This is a genomic window from Allochromatium vinosum DSM 180, from assembly GCF_000025485.1.
Taxonomy (GTDB): domain Bacteria; phylum Pseudomonadota; class Gammaproteobacteria; order Chromatiales; family Chromatiaceae; genus Thermochromatium; species Thermochromatium vinosum.
The window spans coordinates 2,219,712-2,235,889 of record NC_013851.1; the positions used below are offsets into that span (position 1 = coordinate 2,219,712).

Genomic DNA, 16,178 nt, shown 5'->3' on the forward strand with positions numbered 1-16,178 from the left:
ATGGATATTCATGCGTTGGCGGCCATGTCGCGGAATCGCCCCGTTTACTGCTGGGGTGCGGGCCGCTATGGTGTCATGGCAATGGATGCACTACGTCGGCATGGAGTCGGCATTACAGGGTTCATCGATAAAACAATTCGGTCTTCTCGTGACGATACGAACAAGATTTTAGCGCCTGAAGCTATTGATTCACCCGCTGACGGCTTTGTTGTTGTCACGAGCATGTTTTTTGAACATGAAATAGAAAGCGCTCTACTGGCCAAGGGATATACGAACGAACGCGATTACGTGCTTTATTCCAATCTCAAACGCTGGAGTTTCGAAATCGATGTCTCCGGAATTTGTCAGCTAAAGTGCCCGACCTGTCCAAATGGAAATTTTACAGGCCGTAAACTTTCGCAAACGATGATGAGTTTTGCACTGTATTGTCAAATTCTGGACAAGCTGATCACTGAAGTGGATTTTCTTCCTGATGTGCAGCTTTATTCATGGGGGGAGCCGCTACTCAATCCTTCTTTGCCGGATATCGTTGCCTATTCAGCTGATCAGGGAGTGGCCGTTGGAATTTCATCGAATCTGAACGACATCAGACATCTTGAACGCACCGTTCAGGCAAAGCCTGACTGGTTTCGAGTTTCTCTGTCCGGAACTGGCAATCAATACAGCCTGACCCACAGAGGAGGAAATTGGGACAAAGTTGCATCCAACATGGAGCAGCTCGCCAGACTGCGAGACTTGCACCATCCGGAAATGATCATCGAAGTCAATTATCATCTTTACCGAAACAACGAAAAAAATCTTGATGAGATTGCAGCGATTTGCGAAAGAAATGGATTTTTACTCAAACCCAATGCGGCCTACATTGATCCGCTTGACACACTCATTGACTATGCCGAGGGAAAGCCGCTCCCAGACAGCATGCTTGAAATTGCGCAGAGCCTCATACTGGATATCGACGCTGTAATTCAGGACTGCCGCCTGAGTTCCTCGGATAGTTGTGTGCGTGAAAATACGATCGTAATTCACAGTGACGGCACTATTCGCCAGTGTCCGCATGTATTCGGAAGCCAATACAAGCTAGAAAAAAACATTCTCTCATCATCCATCTCCGAGATTGACCGACTGTTCTTGGCTCGCGATTTATGCGCGCGATGCAAGTCTTTAGGCATGAACAATTTCTACGCCCATTTTCTTTCCCACACAAAGCTTGAATCATAGCGTCTTAACGATAAATAAAGCGGCCATGGCCACAAAATTAAATTATAAACCCAAGTCTGAAAGAGACTGCACCTCGAATCACTGAAGCCTCAGGCATTTAGTGCATATGCGCATCAATAGCCATCTCAAAAAACGACGCATCGATTACTTGCGCTTCAGCATAGAGACAAAACAATAATGGATTATGCATTAATAACTGGATCCAGCAGCGGACTTGGCTATTGCATCGCAAAAGTATTTGCCAAGCATGGCATTACTCCGATCTTGACCGGACGGGATCAAGCATCACTTAACAGGGCAGCAAATTTCATCCAGAGAGAATCAGCGTTAAATCCAATTCGCTTTGCTGGAAATTTGACTGATGATTCTATACCAATGGCTTTGCACCGATTCATCTGCGACCAAGGGATCACTCCGCGCTATCTCGTTCACAATCTCGGCGGCGGCATTCAAGGTGATTGCAAAAACCCGCCGCTCTGCGTGCTGCGCAAATCTTTTCGACTCAATTTTGAAGTTTCCATTGAAATCAACTCGATTTTTTATGACGATCTAAAAAAAACGTCCGCTAAAATTGTACATATCGGCTCGACTTCATCATTGCACCATGATGCCCCGCCAAGTTATTTGACGAGCAAATCAGCCATTTTGCCTTACGTAAAAAACGCAGCCCGATCCTTTGCTAAAGATGGACTAACTATATTCGCAGTTTTACCAGGCATGTTGGACCATCCTGGAAGCTATGTCGATCGTTTAAGGATTGGCGATCCTGATCGGCATGACAGATTTCTCGAAAAAATGACGTATGGTCAGTTTGTGCCATCTATTGAAGTTGCGCACTATATAGTTTCACTATGCCTAGTCGAAAGCAATATGATCAACGGCTCGATTATCACAATTGATGGAGGGGTCGACTGATGATGGATGTCATTCTGGTATCTTCCTACCAACCCGGATCAGTAACCCGCATCGATATTGCACCGCCTTTATCTATTCTGCTGTTGATGGGAGCGCTAGAGCAAGCAGGTTATCGCTCGCGCATGATCGACCTGAATCTTTACAAACCAAGCTCTTGCGAGGATGAAGAAGCTTTTTACACCAAAATCATTGCATCAGAAATCAAAAGCAAGCAGACATTGGTCGGCTTCTCATGCTTGACAACCGGGCATTTTCCCTTTTTCAAAAAGGCCGCATCTTATCTTAAGCTAAACTTTCCAACTATTCGCGTTGCAATTGGCGGATGCCATTCTTCACTTTTTGGAAGCGATATACTTTACCATTGCCCTGAAATCGATTATGTGGGAATTGGCGAAAGTGAAGAACAAATTGTAGAACTGGTATCGACCCTCGACAAAAATTGGAATTCATCTGACTTTGATATTCAGGCATTTGGGTGGCGCGATACGGCCGGCAATATTCAGCTGCGTGAAAGAGAAATTTTCAACAAAGATCTGGATACAATCTATCATCCTTCCTGGCATTCGGTTAATTTCGAAAAATATTATCGCGATCATTCGCAATGGCACAATCCAAAACAGCATGACATCAAAGTTTCGATACCAATTCAAACTTCACGCAGCTGCCCGTTTTCATGTAGTTTCTGCTCATCTATCGAAGTAAATGGTCGAGGTTATAGACGACGCTCTGCAAACGCAGTTGTGGACGAAATACAGCTTCACGTTGAACAATTCGGGCATCGTTATTTTGGATTCGTAGATGATAATCTCACGGTATCAAAGCGACACATTTTGGCGATAATGAACGAAATTGTTCGTCGCGATCTTGATATTCAGTTTGAATCATTTAGCGGCTATCATATTGCAACGTTGGACGAAGAGGTCATAACAGCACTCGTTGAGGCCGGCTGCATTTACACGCTCATGCCAATCGAGCATGGAAACGAGCGAATGCGCAATCAGATCATTGGCAAAAAATTGCCTACAGAAAAGATTTATGAAGTAGTAGAAAATTATCGAAAATTCGAAGTGCTAATTCGAGCCGTTTTCATTATGGGATTCCCTGAGGATACACATGATACCCTGAGGGATACGTTAGAAATGATCCAAAGACTGCAAGTTGATTTGGTCGATGTCTTTACACTCATCCCATACCCCGGCACTAAAGTTTTCGAGCAAGCTATGCGGGATGATTTGTTTATCAACAAAATTGATCAAAAAGAATTATGGTCCGGGCACTATACCCTAAACAATCAATCAAGCACTTTTTATTTGAAGCCATATTCGTTGTCACTGAACGACTTAGGGCAATGGAGAAAAACTTTTGATACGTTAAGCGAAGATCATTTAAACAACTGGAAAGCCACAAAAAATTCACGTCTCAATAAAATACGGAGCGCGCTCAGTTGAGTATTTTTTATGAAGAAAAAGAAAAAGAAATCTTTGATCGCCAATTTTTTTTGATCGAAGCATTAGGCATCGATTCGCCTTTGATTTTTGATGTTGGTGCCAACATTGGACAAAGCGTTGATCGTTACAGCAAAGCCAAACCAGAATCAATCATTCACTGCTTTGAGCCGAACCCCTATGCATTTGAAAAATTGGTTCTGCATTGCAAAAACCGCAATCATGTCAAATTAGTCAATTCAGCTCTTTCCGATCACTATGGATCCACTCGTTTTTATGCCACTCAACGCACTGAGCTCAGCTCATTGCTGCGCCCTGAATCATGGTTAAGCGCTTTAAGCAGTGATGAAAAATATAAATTCGACGAGTTGTTTATATCCTGTATAACTCTCGACCAATATTGTCAGGATTCAGGGATTGAGTGGATTGATATTCTAAAAATTGATGTTCAAGGTGCTGAGCCAAAAGTGCTTCAAGGAGGGGTGAAGCTTCTCAGTAGCAACCGCATTGGATTGATTTATTTGGAGGTCATGCTGGCTGAGACTTATGTCAATCAAGCAACGCTAGCGCAATTGCTGGAAACACTGGGAGCTTACCATTATCGTTTATGGGATCTAGTACCTTTCACTTACACCAGCGCCGGCGCCGCCTGGACAGCTAACGCATTATTTATATGCCCGCAGTGGGCAAAACAAGTTGAGGAAAAATCCCGTCGCTCAATTTCAGAAAATAAATCTGATCAAAAACAGCATAACCATGACTCTTGATCGTTCTTGTCCTGTCTGCTCAGCAGAGGAAAGATTTTTACTGCGCTCACTTGATTATGCGCTATTTGATGACCTGCCGTTTTCAGGCACTACAGCCCTTGTGAGCTGCAAAAAATGCGGTATGGTCTTTAGTCAACTTGAAGGAGGGTCAGACGCATTAAATACATACTATAAATCGAACAATCATTATTTTTTCTCGCAGACTCCTGGATCGGGCGGGATAACCGAGATTGACCAGCGGCGTTATTTTCGTTTGTTTGAACTTTTGCGCCTTGAGCAAGAAAAAACGAAAACAATCCTGGATTTTGGATGCGGAAAAGGCGGCTGGCTTGCATGGCTTAATCAGATTGGATTCTCATCATTAATTGGCATTGAGGCATCTGTTGCCTGCCGCCAAATAATTGGGAATTATGATTCAGTTAAAATCTATAGCAACACAGGCGCTTTACCAGAAGATGAGGCGCCAGAGATTATTACCTTCAGCCATGTTCTTGAGCATCTTCATGATCCGTTGCTTGAACTCAAAACATTAATTTTCAAATCTCCCAAAAACGCTATTTTTTTTATCGAGGTTCCTAACGCACCGGCCATGCTGAAAAAAGCAAATCCGTGGCCTGATTTGTTTTTTGAACATATCAATCACTTTGACGAATTTTCTCTTAAAAATTTAGTTTGGCGCGCAGGTCTTGAAATTATTCAGTCTGGTAGCTGGGCCTTCGATCCACTGAATGATAAAGGCGACGAATGCCTGTATTTGATCTGTCGCCAGGGAAGTTATAATCAAGAAAAACGGCTTTTCTCACGCTTGTCTTCTTGGCCGCTCCAACTGGCTGCCGCACTGGAACACCGACCACTTTCTGAATCATTTATATTATCTCTTGATTTAAGACGTCCACTTGCACTATGGGGCTGTTCGCAGTACTCAATGCTCGTACTCGGCATGCACCCTGAAGTCCGCATGCGAATTCACCAATTGTTCGATACATCGCCAGCCAAGATCGGTCGTGACATTGATGGGGTAAAGATCCAGCATTCATCACAGCTACGTTACCTCAACAAGGATTACGCGCTGTTGTTGCCTCGCTCAGACTATCTTGACTCTATGCTCAAGGAAATTTCAAATACAGACATCCAGCTTGACACATTCATTTTCTGAACAACAACCGGCATCTATACTATGATTGATGATCGCGATATTTTTCTTGCTGAGCGGCAGAGGCGTGTCAAAAGCTACCAGCACGATAGCGTCTTGCTAGATGCAAGCAAGCAGTTTATGAGCGAGACGTTACGCACAAAATATTCTTATCAGTTCGACTGGTTAGGTCTTCCGATCATTCAATATCCACAAGATATCGTCATTATGCAGGAGCTGATCTGGTCAGTACGGCCAGATCTGATCATCGAAACTGGAATTGCGCGCGGCGGCTCTTTGATTTTTAGTGCATCGATGCTCGCCTTGCTGGATTTAAGCGAGAATATCGTGGGCAATCACGCCACATTTCACTCTAAGCGAAAAGTGGTAGGCGTGGATATTGATATCCGCCCCCATAACCGACGCGCGATTGAAAAAAGCTCTTTTATTTCTTACATTGAAATGATCGAGGGATCAAGTATTGAGTTTGATATAATCGAACAGGTCAGATTATTGGCTAAGGACTACCATCGACCAATGGTCTTTCTCGACTCGAATCATACTCATAGTCATGTTTTGGCCGAACTTGAAGCATATGCGCCATTGGTTGGAGTCGGCTCATATTGCGTTGTATTTGACACTTTAATTGAAGACTATCCATCTGCCACTTTCGCGGATCGCCCCTGGCACGCAGGTAACAGCCCTAAAAGCGCTGTAAATGAGTTCCTCTGCACCAACTCGAACTTTCAGATTGACTCTTTCATTCAGGACAAACTTTTAGTCACGGCAGCTAAAGACGGATTTTTGAAGCGCTTAAAATGACAATTCACCTCTATCTGTATTGATGTCACCTTGCAGAATTCACGCCATGAACCCTTTGCTCAAATCGCGCAAGATAATAATCATGAAGCTCCTGGCCAACCAGGAATATTCTAATGCCGAATCTGCGGCACGCCGTTTTATCGAGCTGTATCCAGATGAGGTTTTTGGATGGAAAATAGCTGGCGCCGCATGCTTTTATTTAGGGCGCTACCAAGAGGCTCGGGATTTTTTACTTAAAGCCGTTGTTTTCAATAGCCGCGATCCGGAAATTTTCAGTACATTAGGTAATGCATTGTTTTATCAGGGACGCATTAAAGATGCCTTGAGATGTTTTGAGCGTTCTTTGGAGATTGATGCCGATCACAGCCCGGCTCTCAATGGGAAAGGACTGTGCTTGATGGGCCTGAGTCTTGATCGAGCTGAAGAGGCAAGAAAATGCTTTGAGCGCGCATTGAGCGCCAATCAAAGTCAACCTGAAGTCTATTGCAATCTAGGTGCGCTCCTTAGTCAGCTGGGTCAGCTAGACGAGGCTGTTGATCTGCAAAGAAAATCGCTCGAACTAAATCCAACATACGCTGAGGCCTACAGTAATCTGGGACATGCTTTGCAAGATCTTGGAAGAGTCGATGAAGCGCTCGATGCGCTTGAAAAAGCCACTCAGGTCAACCCGCATTCGGCAGTGCTTTTTTCAAATCGATTATATGCACTGAACTACCATCCCGACAAAACGGCTGAGGATATTTTTAAATCCTATCAAGAATTTGATCGTTTGTTCGGTTTGCCGCATCGCGCCAGTTGGATTCCGCACAGCAATGACCGAGATCCAGAACGGCGTTTGCGCATTGGCTATGTGTCAGCTGACTTTGGTTCGCATGTGATCGGTTATCACTTAGAGCCTCTTCTGGCCAATCATAGTCGCGAACAATTTGAGATTACAGCTTACACTGAACGCGTTGGGTCCGATGGATTGACAGCACGCTATCGACGGCTGATTGATCACTGGGTTCCAACAAAGGAATTGACGGATGAGGTCATGGCTGAACGCATCCGTTCCGATGGCATCGACATTCTGATTGATCTGGCTGGACACACGTCTGGAAATCGTCTGGGTGTGTTTGCCCGCCGCCCGGCTCCGGTCGCTGTGACCTGGATGGGTTATGGTTATACAACTGGCCTGAGTGCTATCGATTATTTCCTCACCGATGCGGTCATGACGCCTCCAGGCAGTGAGCATCTGTTTGCTGAGCAGATTTGGCATGTAGATTGTCCGGTCGGGACATATCGACCGGCACCAGACATGGGTGAGGTTGGGCCATTACCTGCACTCACAAACGGAACAGTGACCTTCGGCACCCTTACACGCGGCATTCGAATCAATCATCGGGTCGTTCGAGTTTGGTCAGACATCCTGCGGCGGCTTCCAGGTTCACGTCTCGTCGTTGACAACAAATCATTTGTCACCGAAACGGCGCAAGCACGTCTAGCTGAGCAATTTGCTGCGCACGGCATCGAGCGCGAGCGACTTATTATCGGCTACCACAGTCCGCCATGGGATGTGCTGCGTAGTACCGATATCAGTTTGGACTGCTTTCCGCATAATTCCGGTACGACCCTGGTTGAATCGTTATACATGGGTGTTCCCTTTATCACCCTGGCTGCACGCCCCAGTGTTGGGCGTTCGGGCAGCACCGCACTCATTGCGGTTGATCACCCGGAATGGATCGCAACCACCGAAGCAGAATATGTGGATAAGGCCATCGCCTTGGCAAGCGATATCGAGCGTCTGGCGACGATTCGCGCCGGACTGCGCGCTGAATTCGAGGCCAGCCCCTGGCGCGACGAATCTGGTTTTACCCGACGCGTCGAGCAAGCTTATCGGGAGATGTGGCGCCGCTGGTGTGCGACGCCCCAAAAAAAATGACATTTGAAGAATAGTTTGAGGTTTGACATGACGCACGGAAAAGCATCCAAAGATGACGGGGACGACCTATTGGCGCTGTTTGAGCAGGGTCGGCATGCGGATGCGGAAATCAAGGCGCGTCTCTGGACCGAGAATTACCCGCATGACGCTTTTGGCTGGAAGATATTAGGGGCAATCCTGACGACCACGCAGCGCCATCAGGAAGCCGTTTCAGTTTTGAAAACGGCCCTGAAGCTCTCGCCGGAAGACGCCGAATGCCTGAATACACTCGGCGCGGCGCTAGAAGATGAAGGCCGAATGGAAGAGGCGGGTGTCTTGTATGCGCGCGCCGCCCGCCAAGCACCTGGCTTTGTGGCTGCATTCTACAATCTGGCCAAGCTGCTTCAGAGATTGGGGCGTCTTGATGAGGCGCGATTCTATTTCGAGCACGCGCTGAGCATCAATCCACTCCATCTCAAATCGCTCAATAATCTGGGTTCACTGCTCCGTGACCTGGGGTGTACGCAGGAAGCATTGGACTGTTATCGGCGCGCTTTGGCCATACATCCTTCGCAACCCGAAGCACTCACCAATCTGGGCAACCTGCTGCTGAGTCTCGGGCAACTGCATGAGGCATTGGAGTGTCAACAACGCGCGGCTCGTCTACAACCCGGACATCCCGAGATTCTGTCGAATCTCGGTAATGCTTTACAACATCTGGGACGCCTTGACGAGGCATTGGACGTTTACCGCCAAGCGTTGACGATCAGGCCGGATGATACGTCGATTCATGGCAAACTCCTCTTCACACTGAACTACCATCCGGATCAGAGCGCCGAACAGATCTTCAGCGCTTACCAAGCGTTCGACCAACGTATCGGTGTACCGTATCGAGCAAGCTGGCAGCCGCCGGCCAGTGACCGAGACCCCGATCGACGCTTGCGTATCGGCTACGTCTCGCCGGATTTTCGCTGTCACTCCATCCGTCATTTCCTCGAACCCGTACTGGCCCATCACGATCACCAGTCATTCGAAATCACCGCCTATGCCGAACTGTCCCAGGAAGACGGACTGACGGCTGTCTATCGCAGATTGGTCGATCGTTGGGTTCCGACGCATGGACTGAGCGATGATGTCCTGGCCGAGCGGATCCGTGCCGACGGCATCGACATCCTGATCGATCTGGCCGGACACACAGGCGGCAACCGGCTAGGTGTGTTTGCCCGTCGTCCGACTCCAGTCTCTGTGACCTGGATGGGCTATGGCTATACCACCGGGCTGAGCGCGATCGATTACTTTCTCACCGATGCAATCATGGCGCCTGCCGGCTGTGAGCCGCTGTTTGCCGAACGCCCCTGGCGCCTGGAAGCGCCGAGCGGCATCTATCGCCCCGCTTCCGACATGGGGGAGGTCGGCTCCCTGCCGGCCCTCGCAAACGGCACCCTGACTTTCGGCACGCTGACGCGCCATGTCCGCCTCAATCACCATGTCATCCGCGTTTGGTCAGAGATTCTCAGACGACTACCGCACGCGCGTTTGATCATCGATAGCAAGGATTTCGCCACCGAAGCGGTACAAGCGCGTCTGGCCGAGCGCTTCGCCGCGCATGGCATCGAACCCGAACGGCTCAGCATCGGGTATCACAGCCCCCCATGGGACGTTCTGCGCACCATGGACATCGGGCTGGACTGCTTCCCGCACAACTCGGGCGCCACGCTGGTCGAGTCGCTGTACATGGGCGTGCCCTTCATCACGCTGGCTGCACGCCCGAGCGTCGGTCGTTCCGGCAGCAGCGTACTCACAGGTGCCGGACATCCGGAGTGGATCGCCACGAGCGAAGCCGATTATGTGAACAAGGCCGTAGCGCTGGCCAGCGACCTGGAACACCTGGCGGCTCTCCGTGCCCGGTTGCGCGCCGATTTCGAGGCCAGTCCCTGGCGTGACGAAGCGGGCTTTGTCCAACGCATCGAGCGCGCCTATCGGAATATGTGGCAGCACTGGTGTGAGTCGGCACCGGCCGGCCAGCCCGCCGATCGTCTCATGACGTGATCTGCTCGCTCCCGCCCTTGTGTTTTGGCGCTTGAGCGGAGAGGATTGAGTGCGCCATTTTCGCCCATCTTAAATAAAGAGCCTTCGCTATGATTCAACATCGCTGGCCGACCCAACTGGCCGTTTATCCCTACGCCCAACCACTGATGATCGGCTGGCAGATCGCTGATCGTGAACGCGATGTCTATTGGAACGACTATGAGCAGGCACTCGATGCCTATCTGACGGCGCAGGACGAGGATGTGCCGGAGGCAGAGCGTCAGAGCTGGCTTCTGACCAGTCGCGAACGCTTTCAGGCGCTGGCCGCCAAGGGCGACCGTCATATCGGTACCAGCCTCGCGCTGATCCGTATCCATGCCGAACTCGGCGAACCGCAGGCCGTGATCCAGGCCATCGAGCAACTGCTCGACATCATGCCCTGGATGGCCGAACCCCTGCCCGACGCACTGGAGATCCATATCAACCGCCCCTTTCTGGCGCCGCTCCCCAGCTTCGACTACAGTCAGGTTTTCGAGGGCGAGCTGGGCAACTGGCTCCAATCCGGCATCATGACCGCCCTGGAAACCGCCGATCGCGCGTCATGAGCACGGCGTTACGGTTTTCTGCACCCAGAACTGATACATGCCGGCAAAGGTCTGCGGGTGCTCCTGCTCGAACCGGTGCCAGGATTCCAGGTTGGTGGCGGACGGATCATCCGGAAAACGCTCGGCATAGCGCGCCATCACCCGCTGATCGAGGATGAATCCCACCAGACTCAGCTCCAGCTCGCGCAACGCATCGGCCAGTTGCGGCAGGGTGAAGCGCTGTTCGCTGACGTGAAAGAGCAGATCACGACAACCACTGAGGCTATAGAAATCGGCGCTCTGAGTCAGATGGCCGTCATCTGAGGTCTCGCGCCGCGCCAGCAGTTGCTGGCGAAACGCGCGCATGGCCGATGCGGTCGGCTGGCAACCGTCCCGCGCGATCTGCTCGCGCACCCTGACCACGGCGCGGCGCGCCAGTTCGCTGTAGAGTCCGATCGACATGAACCCGCCTGGATGCAGATGTGCGAGCAGGGCCTTCCAGCCGGCGATCGGGTCGCGCAGATGATGCAACACCCCCACTGACTCGATCAGGTCGAAGGACTCGTCGAGTTCGCCCAGGTTCAGGATGTCGGCCTGAGCATACCGGACGTTCGTCACGCCCAGTTCGCGCGTCTTGCGTTGCGCGTACGCGAGACTGGTCAGCGACAGATCGATGGCCAGAATGCGCGCCTCGGGATAGCGCTGGGCGACCTCAAGCGCATGCAAGCCCGTACCGCAGCCCGCCACCAGGATCGAAACATTCCCGTCCTGCCGGACCGGCGCCGGCAGGCGCGTCTTGGGGAATTGCAGGCGGATATAGGCGGCGATGGTGGGGGCCGGCGTGACGATTCCGGCCCGTGTCCAGCGCGGATAAGGATGCTCCTCGTATTGCGCGCGCACCTGGGTCGAGACGGGATCGGCCATCGTGGTCAGGCGCGGCATGGTGCGGCGATCGTCCGCCTCCTGTAACGGCTCGCACACCTGCTCGATCACCACCGCCCTGACCGGCTCGGACCAGTCGCGATCCAGTAGCGCGGCCGGTTGTGGCAGCGTCAGCAGCGGTCGATACGCCGCCAGAGCCAGCAGATACGGCTCCGCGATCGGCGCCCCTTGGTGTTGCACCAGCGACAGCGCGCCATGCAGCGCCTCGATGTGCGCCGTCTCCGCAGACGTCTCCGCCCAAGCGTAGTCATTCAGGTGACACTGACGCGCCAGCGCCGCCAGCAGGCGCTGGGCCGCCGCGTCGAACCGATGCACCGCCGCGCTCAGCGTCACCGCCTCCAGCAGCGCACGCCGGATCTGGGTCAATAGCCGCTCCAGATCGGCATCAGCGATCGGGCAGGCTTCCAGCAGACTCATCAGCAGCGGCTCATCGGCCAGCCTGACCAGCCCGGCCGCCCCGAACAGATCCGCTGCCGCCAGCGTCTCGCCGTAGCCGAGACGGGCGAGCGCCGACCCGATGCGCGGATTCAGGCCGATACAACTGACGCACGTGACCATGATTTCATGCGGACGGCACCAGGACTCGCGCAGAGCCTGCACCAGCCGCGCGCGAATCTCGGGACGATCCTGCGTGAAACTCAACCGCTTGAGACAGTGGGCGTACTGACTCTTGGCCAGGGGCCAGTCGGGTTTCAGATCCAGGGCGCGGCCATACTGTGCCAGCGACTCCTCGAAGCGCCCCAGGTCGCGCAGCACCGATCCCAGGTTGTGATGCGCCTCAGCGAAGCCCGGCTTGAGTGCGATGGCGTGTGTATAAGCCGCCAGCGCCTCGTCCAGACGTCCAAGCGCCTTGAGTGCATGACCACGGTCGTTATGCGCGCTGGCCGAATCCGGCTGCAAGGCCAGCGCTCGGTCGAGACAGACCAGCGCCTCATCGGGCCGCCCGAGCTGCACCAGGACATTGCCGCGATTGATGAGCGCGCTCCCGTAATCGGGACGCAGGCGCAGGGCGTGTTCGATCGCGTCCAGAGCCGCATCGAGTTGCACCAGATCCTGAAGCGTCTTGCCCAGACTGTTGAGGCATTCGCTGTCGCGCGGATTGAGCTCGAGCGCCTGTTGCAGCGCAGGCAGCGCCTCGCGCTGGCGATCGCCGGCCAAGAGGACCGTCCCCAGCGCCTTCCAGCCAAAGACCGCCTTGGGATAGCGTCGGATGACATCGCGCGCCATCGTCTCGCCTTCGCTCAGACGCCCGGCGTTGAACAACGCTACCAGCGCGTCCTGCTCGGCCAACGAGGGGGTGGATAGGGGAGCGGTCCGATGGATTCCATGTCCCCCGGACGCGCGTGAACCTGACGAGCGGGTTTTCTTGTGCATGGCGTTGCCAATTGTCTGGCGATCATGGGCGCGACTGACCGGCTCTGCCGCCCCCGTCCTGGCGTGGGAACCAGGAGCCTGGACCTGTAGAGCCATCGGTACAGCGCTCGAATTATAAGATGGTGTGTTTTCCGTGCCGCCTCCCGCGCCTACAATCCGAAGGCGGGGGCATCCGTCGGGTACTCTGTGACCGGCGTCACGCTTGGCGCGACGCAACGGTTCAAGGTTTCGCTGGACTGGCCGATACCCAAGTCGGATTGAAGCGATTTAAAACCAAGGCAGCGCTGGTGTTCAGCCGTCGGCCTGGGTCAACACAGACAGGAGAACAGTCATGGCAATGGTCATCAACACCAACGTGATGTCGCTGAATGCCCAGCGAAATCTCACCAAGTCCCAGTCCACCCAGGGTCAGGCGATGGAACGCCTGAGCAGTGGTCTGCGCATCAACTCGGCCAAGGACGACGCCGCCGGTTCGGCGATCGCCAGCCGCCTGACCTCGCAGATCCGCGGCTTCGATCAATCGGTGCGCAACGCCAACGACGGTATCTCGCTGGTGCAGACCGCTGAAGGCGCGCTGAGCGAGTCGTCCAACATCCTGCAACGCATGCGCGAGCTGGCCGTGCAGTCGGCGAACGGTACCTACACCTCCGGCAACCGTACCACACTCAACGCCGAAACCCAGCAGCTCATCAAGGAGCTGGATCGTATCTCCGAGAGCACCAACTTCAACGGACTCAACCTGCTCGACGGTTCGGCGCAGGAAGTCAAGCTGCAAGTCGGCGCCGAGGCCAATCAGACCATCAGCGTCGAGATCAGCGCCATGGACTCCTCGTCGCTTGGCATCGAAAAGACCGCCGGCGTGGGGTCGGTGGGACGCATCGGAACAGGTACGACCGCCGCTCTCGCCACGACCGCCGTCAACCAGTTGGGAACCGGTGATCTGGAAATCAACGGTATCGCGATCGATGCGGCCGTGGCCGCCTCCGATTCCGCGTCATCGGCCGCCAAAGCCTCCAGCGCCATTTCGACCGCTGCCGCCATCAACGCCAAGACCGATCAGACCGGTGTATCGGCCGTCGTCGGCGAAACACAGATCGGCGGCAACACCATGGCCACAAGCACCTCGGCCACTGGGTCCATCATCCTGAATGGCGTGACGATCGATCTGAGTACCACCACCGATACCGCAACCACGCGCGCCGCCGTCGTGCGGGACATCAATCTGAAGTCCGAGCAGACCGGCGTCACCGCCGTGGACAGCGGCACGGACAATGGCGGCATTACCCTGGTAGCCGCCGACGGGCGCAATATCGTTCTTGAAAACAGTGCCGGTGGTTTGACGGCAGGCAACACGGGTCTGGGTCTGGCCGGCGCATCCGGGAATACCGCCATCGCCACCGGAACCGTGACGCTGGTCTCCGAGGGCAACAAACCCATCACCATCAGCTCGGGCGCGACCGGCAATGCCTCGGACGTCGGCTTCGCTGAAGGTACCTACAACGGGTCGCAGGTGCAGGTGACCTCGAACCTCGGCGCCAACACCACCGCCATGGCCGCTGGCAATGTGTTCGTCAACGGCGTCTCGGTCGGCCCGTCCTATGCCACCGATGATACAGCGTCTTCGGCCGGCAACGACTTCAGCGCCATTTCCAAAGCGGCAGCCTTCAACGTGGTCTCTGACAAGACCGGCGTCACCGCCGTCGTCAATGAAAACATTGCGAAAAACACGACAGCCCAGGTTACGGCAAGTGCCGCTGTCTCTGGCTCCATCAATGGAGTACAGATCACCGGCTTCACGACCGTCGCCGGCGCGGAGAACAACAGCCTTAATCGTCAGGCGCTGGTCGATGCCATCAATGCCGTTTCCGAGCAAACCGGGGTGAAAGCGATCGATACCGGTGAGGATGGCGGTACGACTGGCGGCGGCGTGCAGCTCATTGCCGAGGATGGGCGTAACATCGTAGCGAACATCGCCAATGGTGCAAACGCCGGCTTCAACACCGGTGCAGGAACCTATGTCGGTGAATTCACGCTGGTTTCCGACAAGGAGATCGTCATCACCCGTGGCACCGATGCCAATATCTCCAACTCAGGCTTCACGGTCGGAGAGTATGGCGGCGGCGAGAATGGCCAGTCGCTCAAGAACGTCGACATCTCCACGGTGGATGGCGCCAATAAGGCCATCGTTGCCATCGACAACGCTCTGGAGAAAGTCAACAACGTCCGCTCCGACCTGGGTGCCGTCAACAACCGGCTCGATTTCACCATCAACAACCTGACCAGCATCTCGCAGAACGCCACGGCCTCGCGCTCGCGCATTGAGGATGCGGACTTCGCGGCCGAAACGGCGAAACTCTCGCGCTCGCAGGTGTTGACACAGGCCAGTCAGGCGATGCTCGCCCAAGCCAACTCGGCGCCGCAGCAAGTGTTGTCGCTCCTGCGCTAAACTCATGGTCAGTTAAGTGACAGATGCGGGCGGCGCTCCAGACGGAGTCCGCCCGCTCGAACCAGGAGATACAGCGATGGCCGGCGACCCCTTGAGTGTCAGCGGAACGACACAACCGATTCAATCCACCGGGGCCACAAGCGCACGGACGCCTTCGAGTTCCGAGATACGTCCAAACGGTTTGCCGCCGCCCGGCAACCGCACTGACACCATACAAGGCAACGCCACACGTTCGGCGAACCGCCTCGACTCCGGTCAACCGGGCCGCACCGACGACAGCCGAACCGATCCATCCCAAGGTGTCGCCGCGACCGACAAGGATAAGGTCGAAAAACTGACCGAAGCGGTCGACAAGATCAACGAAATGATGCAGCAGGGAAAGCAAATGCTGACCTTCCAACTCGACGACGACTCGGGGCGGATGGTGGTCCGGGTAGTCGACTCCCAGAGCAAGGAAGTCGTCCGCCAGATCCCGAGCGAAGAGACGCTCAACTTCGCCAAATACGTCGATGGACTGGTCGGTCTGATTTTCAACAAGAAGGCGTGAACCGCCGGCCGCCGACGTGATGGGCGTGGCAGACCGGTTCGACGAGACACTGGAGCAA

At 53.7% G+C, this 16,178-nt stretch carries 12 protein-coding genes; 11 read left to right on the top strand and 1 reads right to left on the bottom strand.

Annotated features, from left to right (window positions below; genetic code table 11):
* From ALVIN_RS17575 to ALVIN_RS09690, 9 genes are all read left to right on the top strand, one after another.
* Nucleotides 1–1,218: a radical SAM protein gene (locus tag ALVIN_RS17575; RefSeq protein WP_012971138.1), complete on the top strand. Its 1,218-nt coding sequence runs from the start codon at nt 1–3 to the stop codon at nt 1,216–1,218.
* A gap of 177 nt (nt 1,219–1,395) precedes the next feature.
* On the top strand, nt 1,396–2,133 hold the full coding sequence (locus ALVIN_RS17085; protein ID WP_012971139.1) for an SDR family oxidoreductase: 738 nt from the start codon (nt 1,396–1,398) through the stop codon (nt 2,131–2,133).
* Entirely contained in the window at nt 2,133–3,581 is a 1,449-nt protein-coding gene (locus tag ALVIN_RS17090) for a B12-binding domain-containing radical SAM protein (RefSeq protein ID WP_012971140.1), read from the top strand. The genes ALVIN_RS17085 and ALVIN_RS17090 overlap by 1 nt, the downstream gene beginning before the upstream one ends.
* Complete coding sequence (locus ALVIN_RS17095) at nt 3,578–4,345, top strand: FkbM family methyltransferase (protein WP_012971141.1); 768 nt, start codon at nt 3,578–3,580, stop codon at nt 4,343–4,345. Before ALVIN_RS17090 ends, ALVIN_RS17095 begins: the two co-directional genes overlap by 4 nt.
* Nucleotides 4,335–5,501, top strand: coding sequence for a class I SAM-dependent methyltransferase (locus tag ALVIN_RS17100; RefSeq protein WP_012971142.1), 1,167 nt, complete (start codon nt 4,335–4,337; stop codon nt 5,499–5,501). Before ALVIN_RS17095 ends, ALVIN_RS17100 begins: the two co-directional genes overlap by 11 nt.
* A gap of 21 nt (nt 5,502–5,522) precedes the next feature.
* Nucleotides 5,523–6,299 carry a cephalosporin hydroxylase family protein gene (locus tag ALVIN_RS09675; protein ID WP_012971143.1) on the top strand — a complete coding sequence of 259 codons (777 nt, stop codon included), beginning with the start codon at nt 5,523–5,525 and terminating at the stop codon, nt 6,297–6,299.
* Between the two features lie 46 nt (nt 6,300–6,345).
* Nucleotides 6,346–8,220 (top strand): O-linked N-acetylglucosamine transferase, SPINDLY family protein, encoded by a 1,875-nt coding sequence (locus tag ALVIN_RS17105; protein ID WP_148217491.1) that lies wholly within the window; start codon nt 6,346–6,348, stop codon nt 8,218–8,220.
* 27 nt (nt 8,221–8,247) lie between these two features.
* Entirely contained in the window at nt 8,248–10,248 is a 2,001-nt protein-coding gene (locus tag ALVIN_RS09685; RefSeq protein WP_012971145.1) for an O-linked N-acetylglucosamine transferase, SPINDLY family protein, read from the top strand.
* An 89-nt stretch (nt 10,249–10,337) separates the two neighbouring features.
* On the top strand, nt 10,338–10,832 hold the full coding sequence (locus tag ALVIN_RS09690; protein WP_012971146.1) for a hypothetical protein: 495 nt from the start codon (nt 10,338–10,340) through the stop codon (nt 10,830–10,832).
* Here the strand turns inward: ALVIN_RS09690 and ALVIN_RS09695 are convergent.
* Nucleotides 10,827–13,043 carry a tetratricopeptide repeat protein gene (locus ALVIN_RS09695; protein WP_223295199.1) on the bottom strand — a complete coding sequence of 739 codons (2,217 nt, stop codon included), beginning with the start codon at nt 13,041–13,043 and terminating at the stop codon, nt 10,827–10,829. The two genes, ALVIN_RS09690 and ALVIN_RS09695, sit on opposite strands and share 6 nt — an antisense overlap.
* 415 nt (nt 13,044–13,458) lie before the next feature.
* Between ALVIN_RS09695 and ALVIN_RS09700 the strand changes: the two genes are divergently transcribed.
* Both ALVIN_RS09700 and ALVIN_RS16645 read left to right on the top strand, forming a co-directional pair.
* Entirely contained in the window at nt 13,459–15,573 is a 2,115-nt protein-coding gene (locus ALVIN_RS09700) for a flagellin N-terminal helical domain-containing protein (RefSeq protein ID WP_012971148.1), read from the top strand.
* A 76-nt stretch (nt 15,574–15,649) separates the two neighbouring features.
* Nucleotides 15,650–16,120 (top strand): flagellar protein FlaG, encoded by a 471-nt coding sequence (locus ALVIN_RS16645; protein ID WP_012971149.1) that lies wholly within the window; start codon nt 15,650–15,652, stop codon nt 16,118–16,120.
* Nucleotides 16,121–16,178 lie beyond the last annotated feature (58 nt).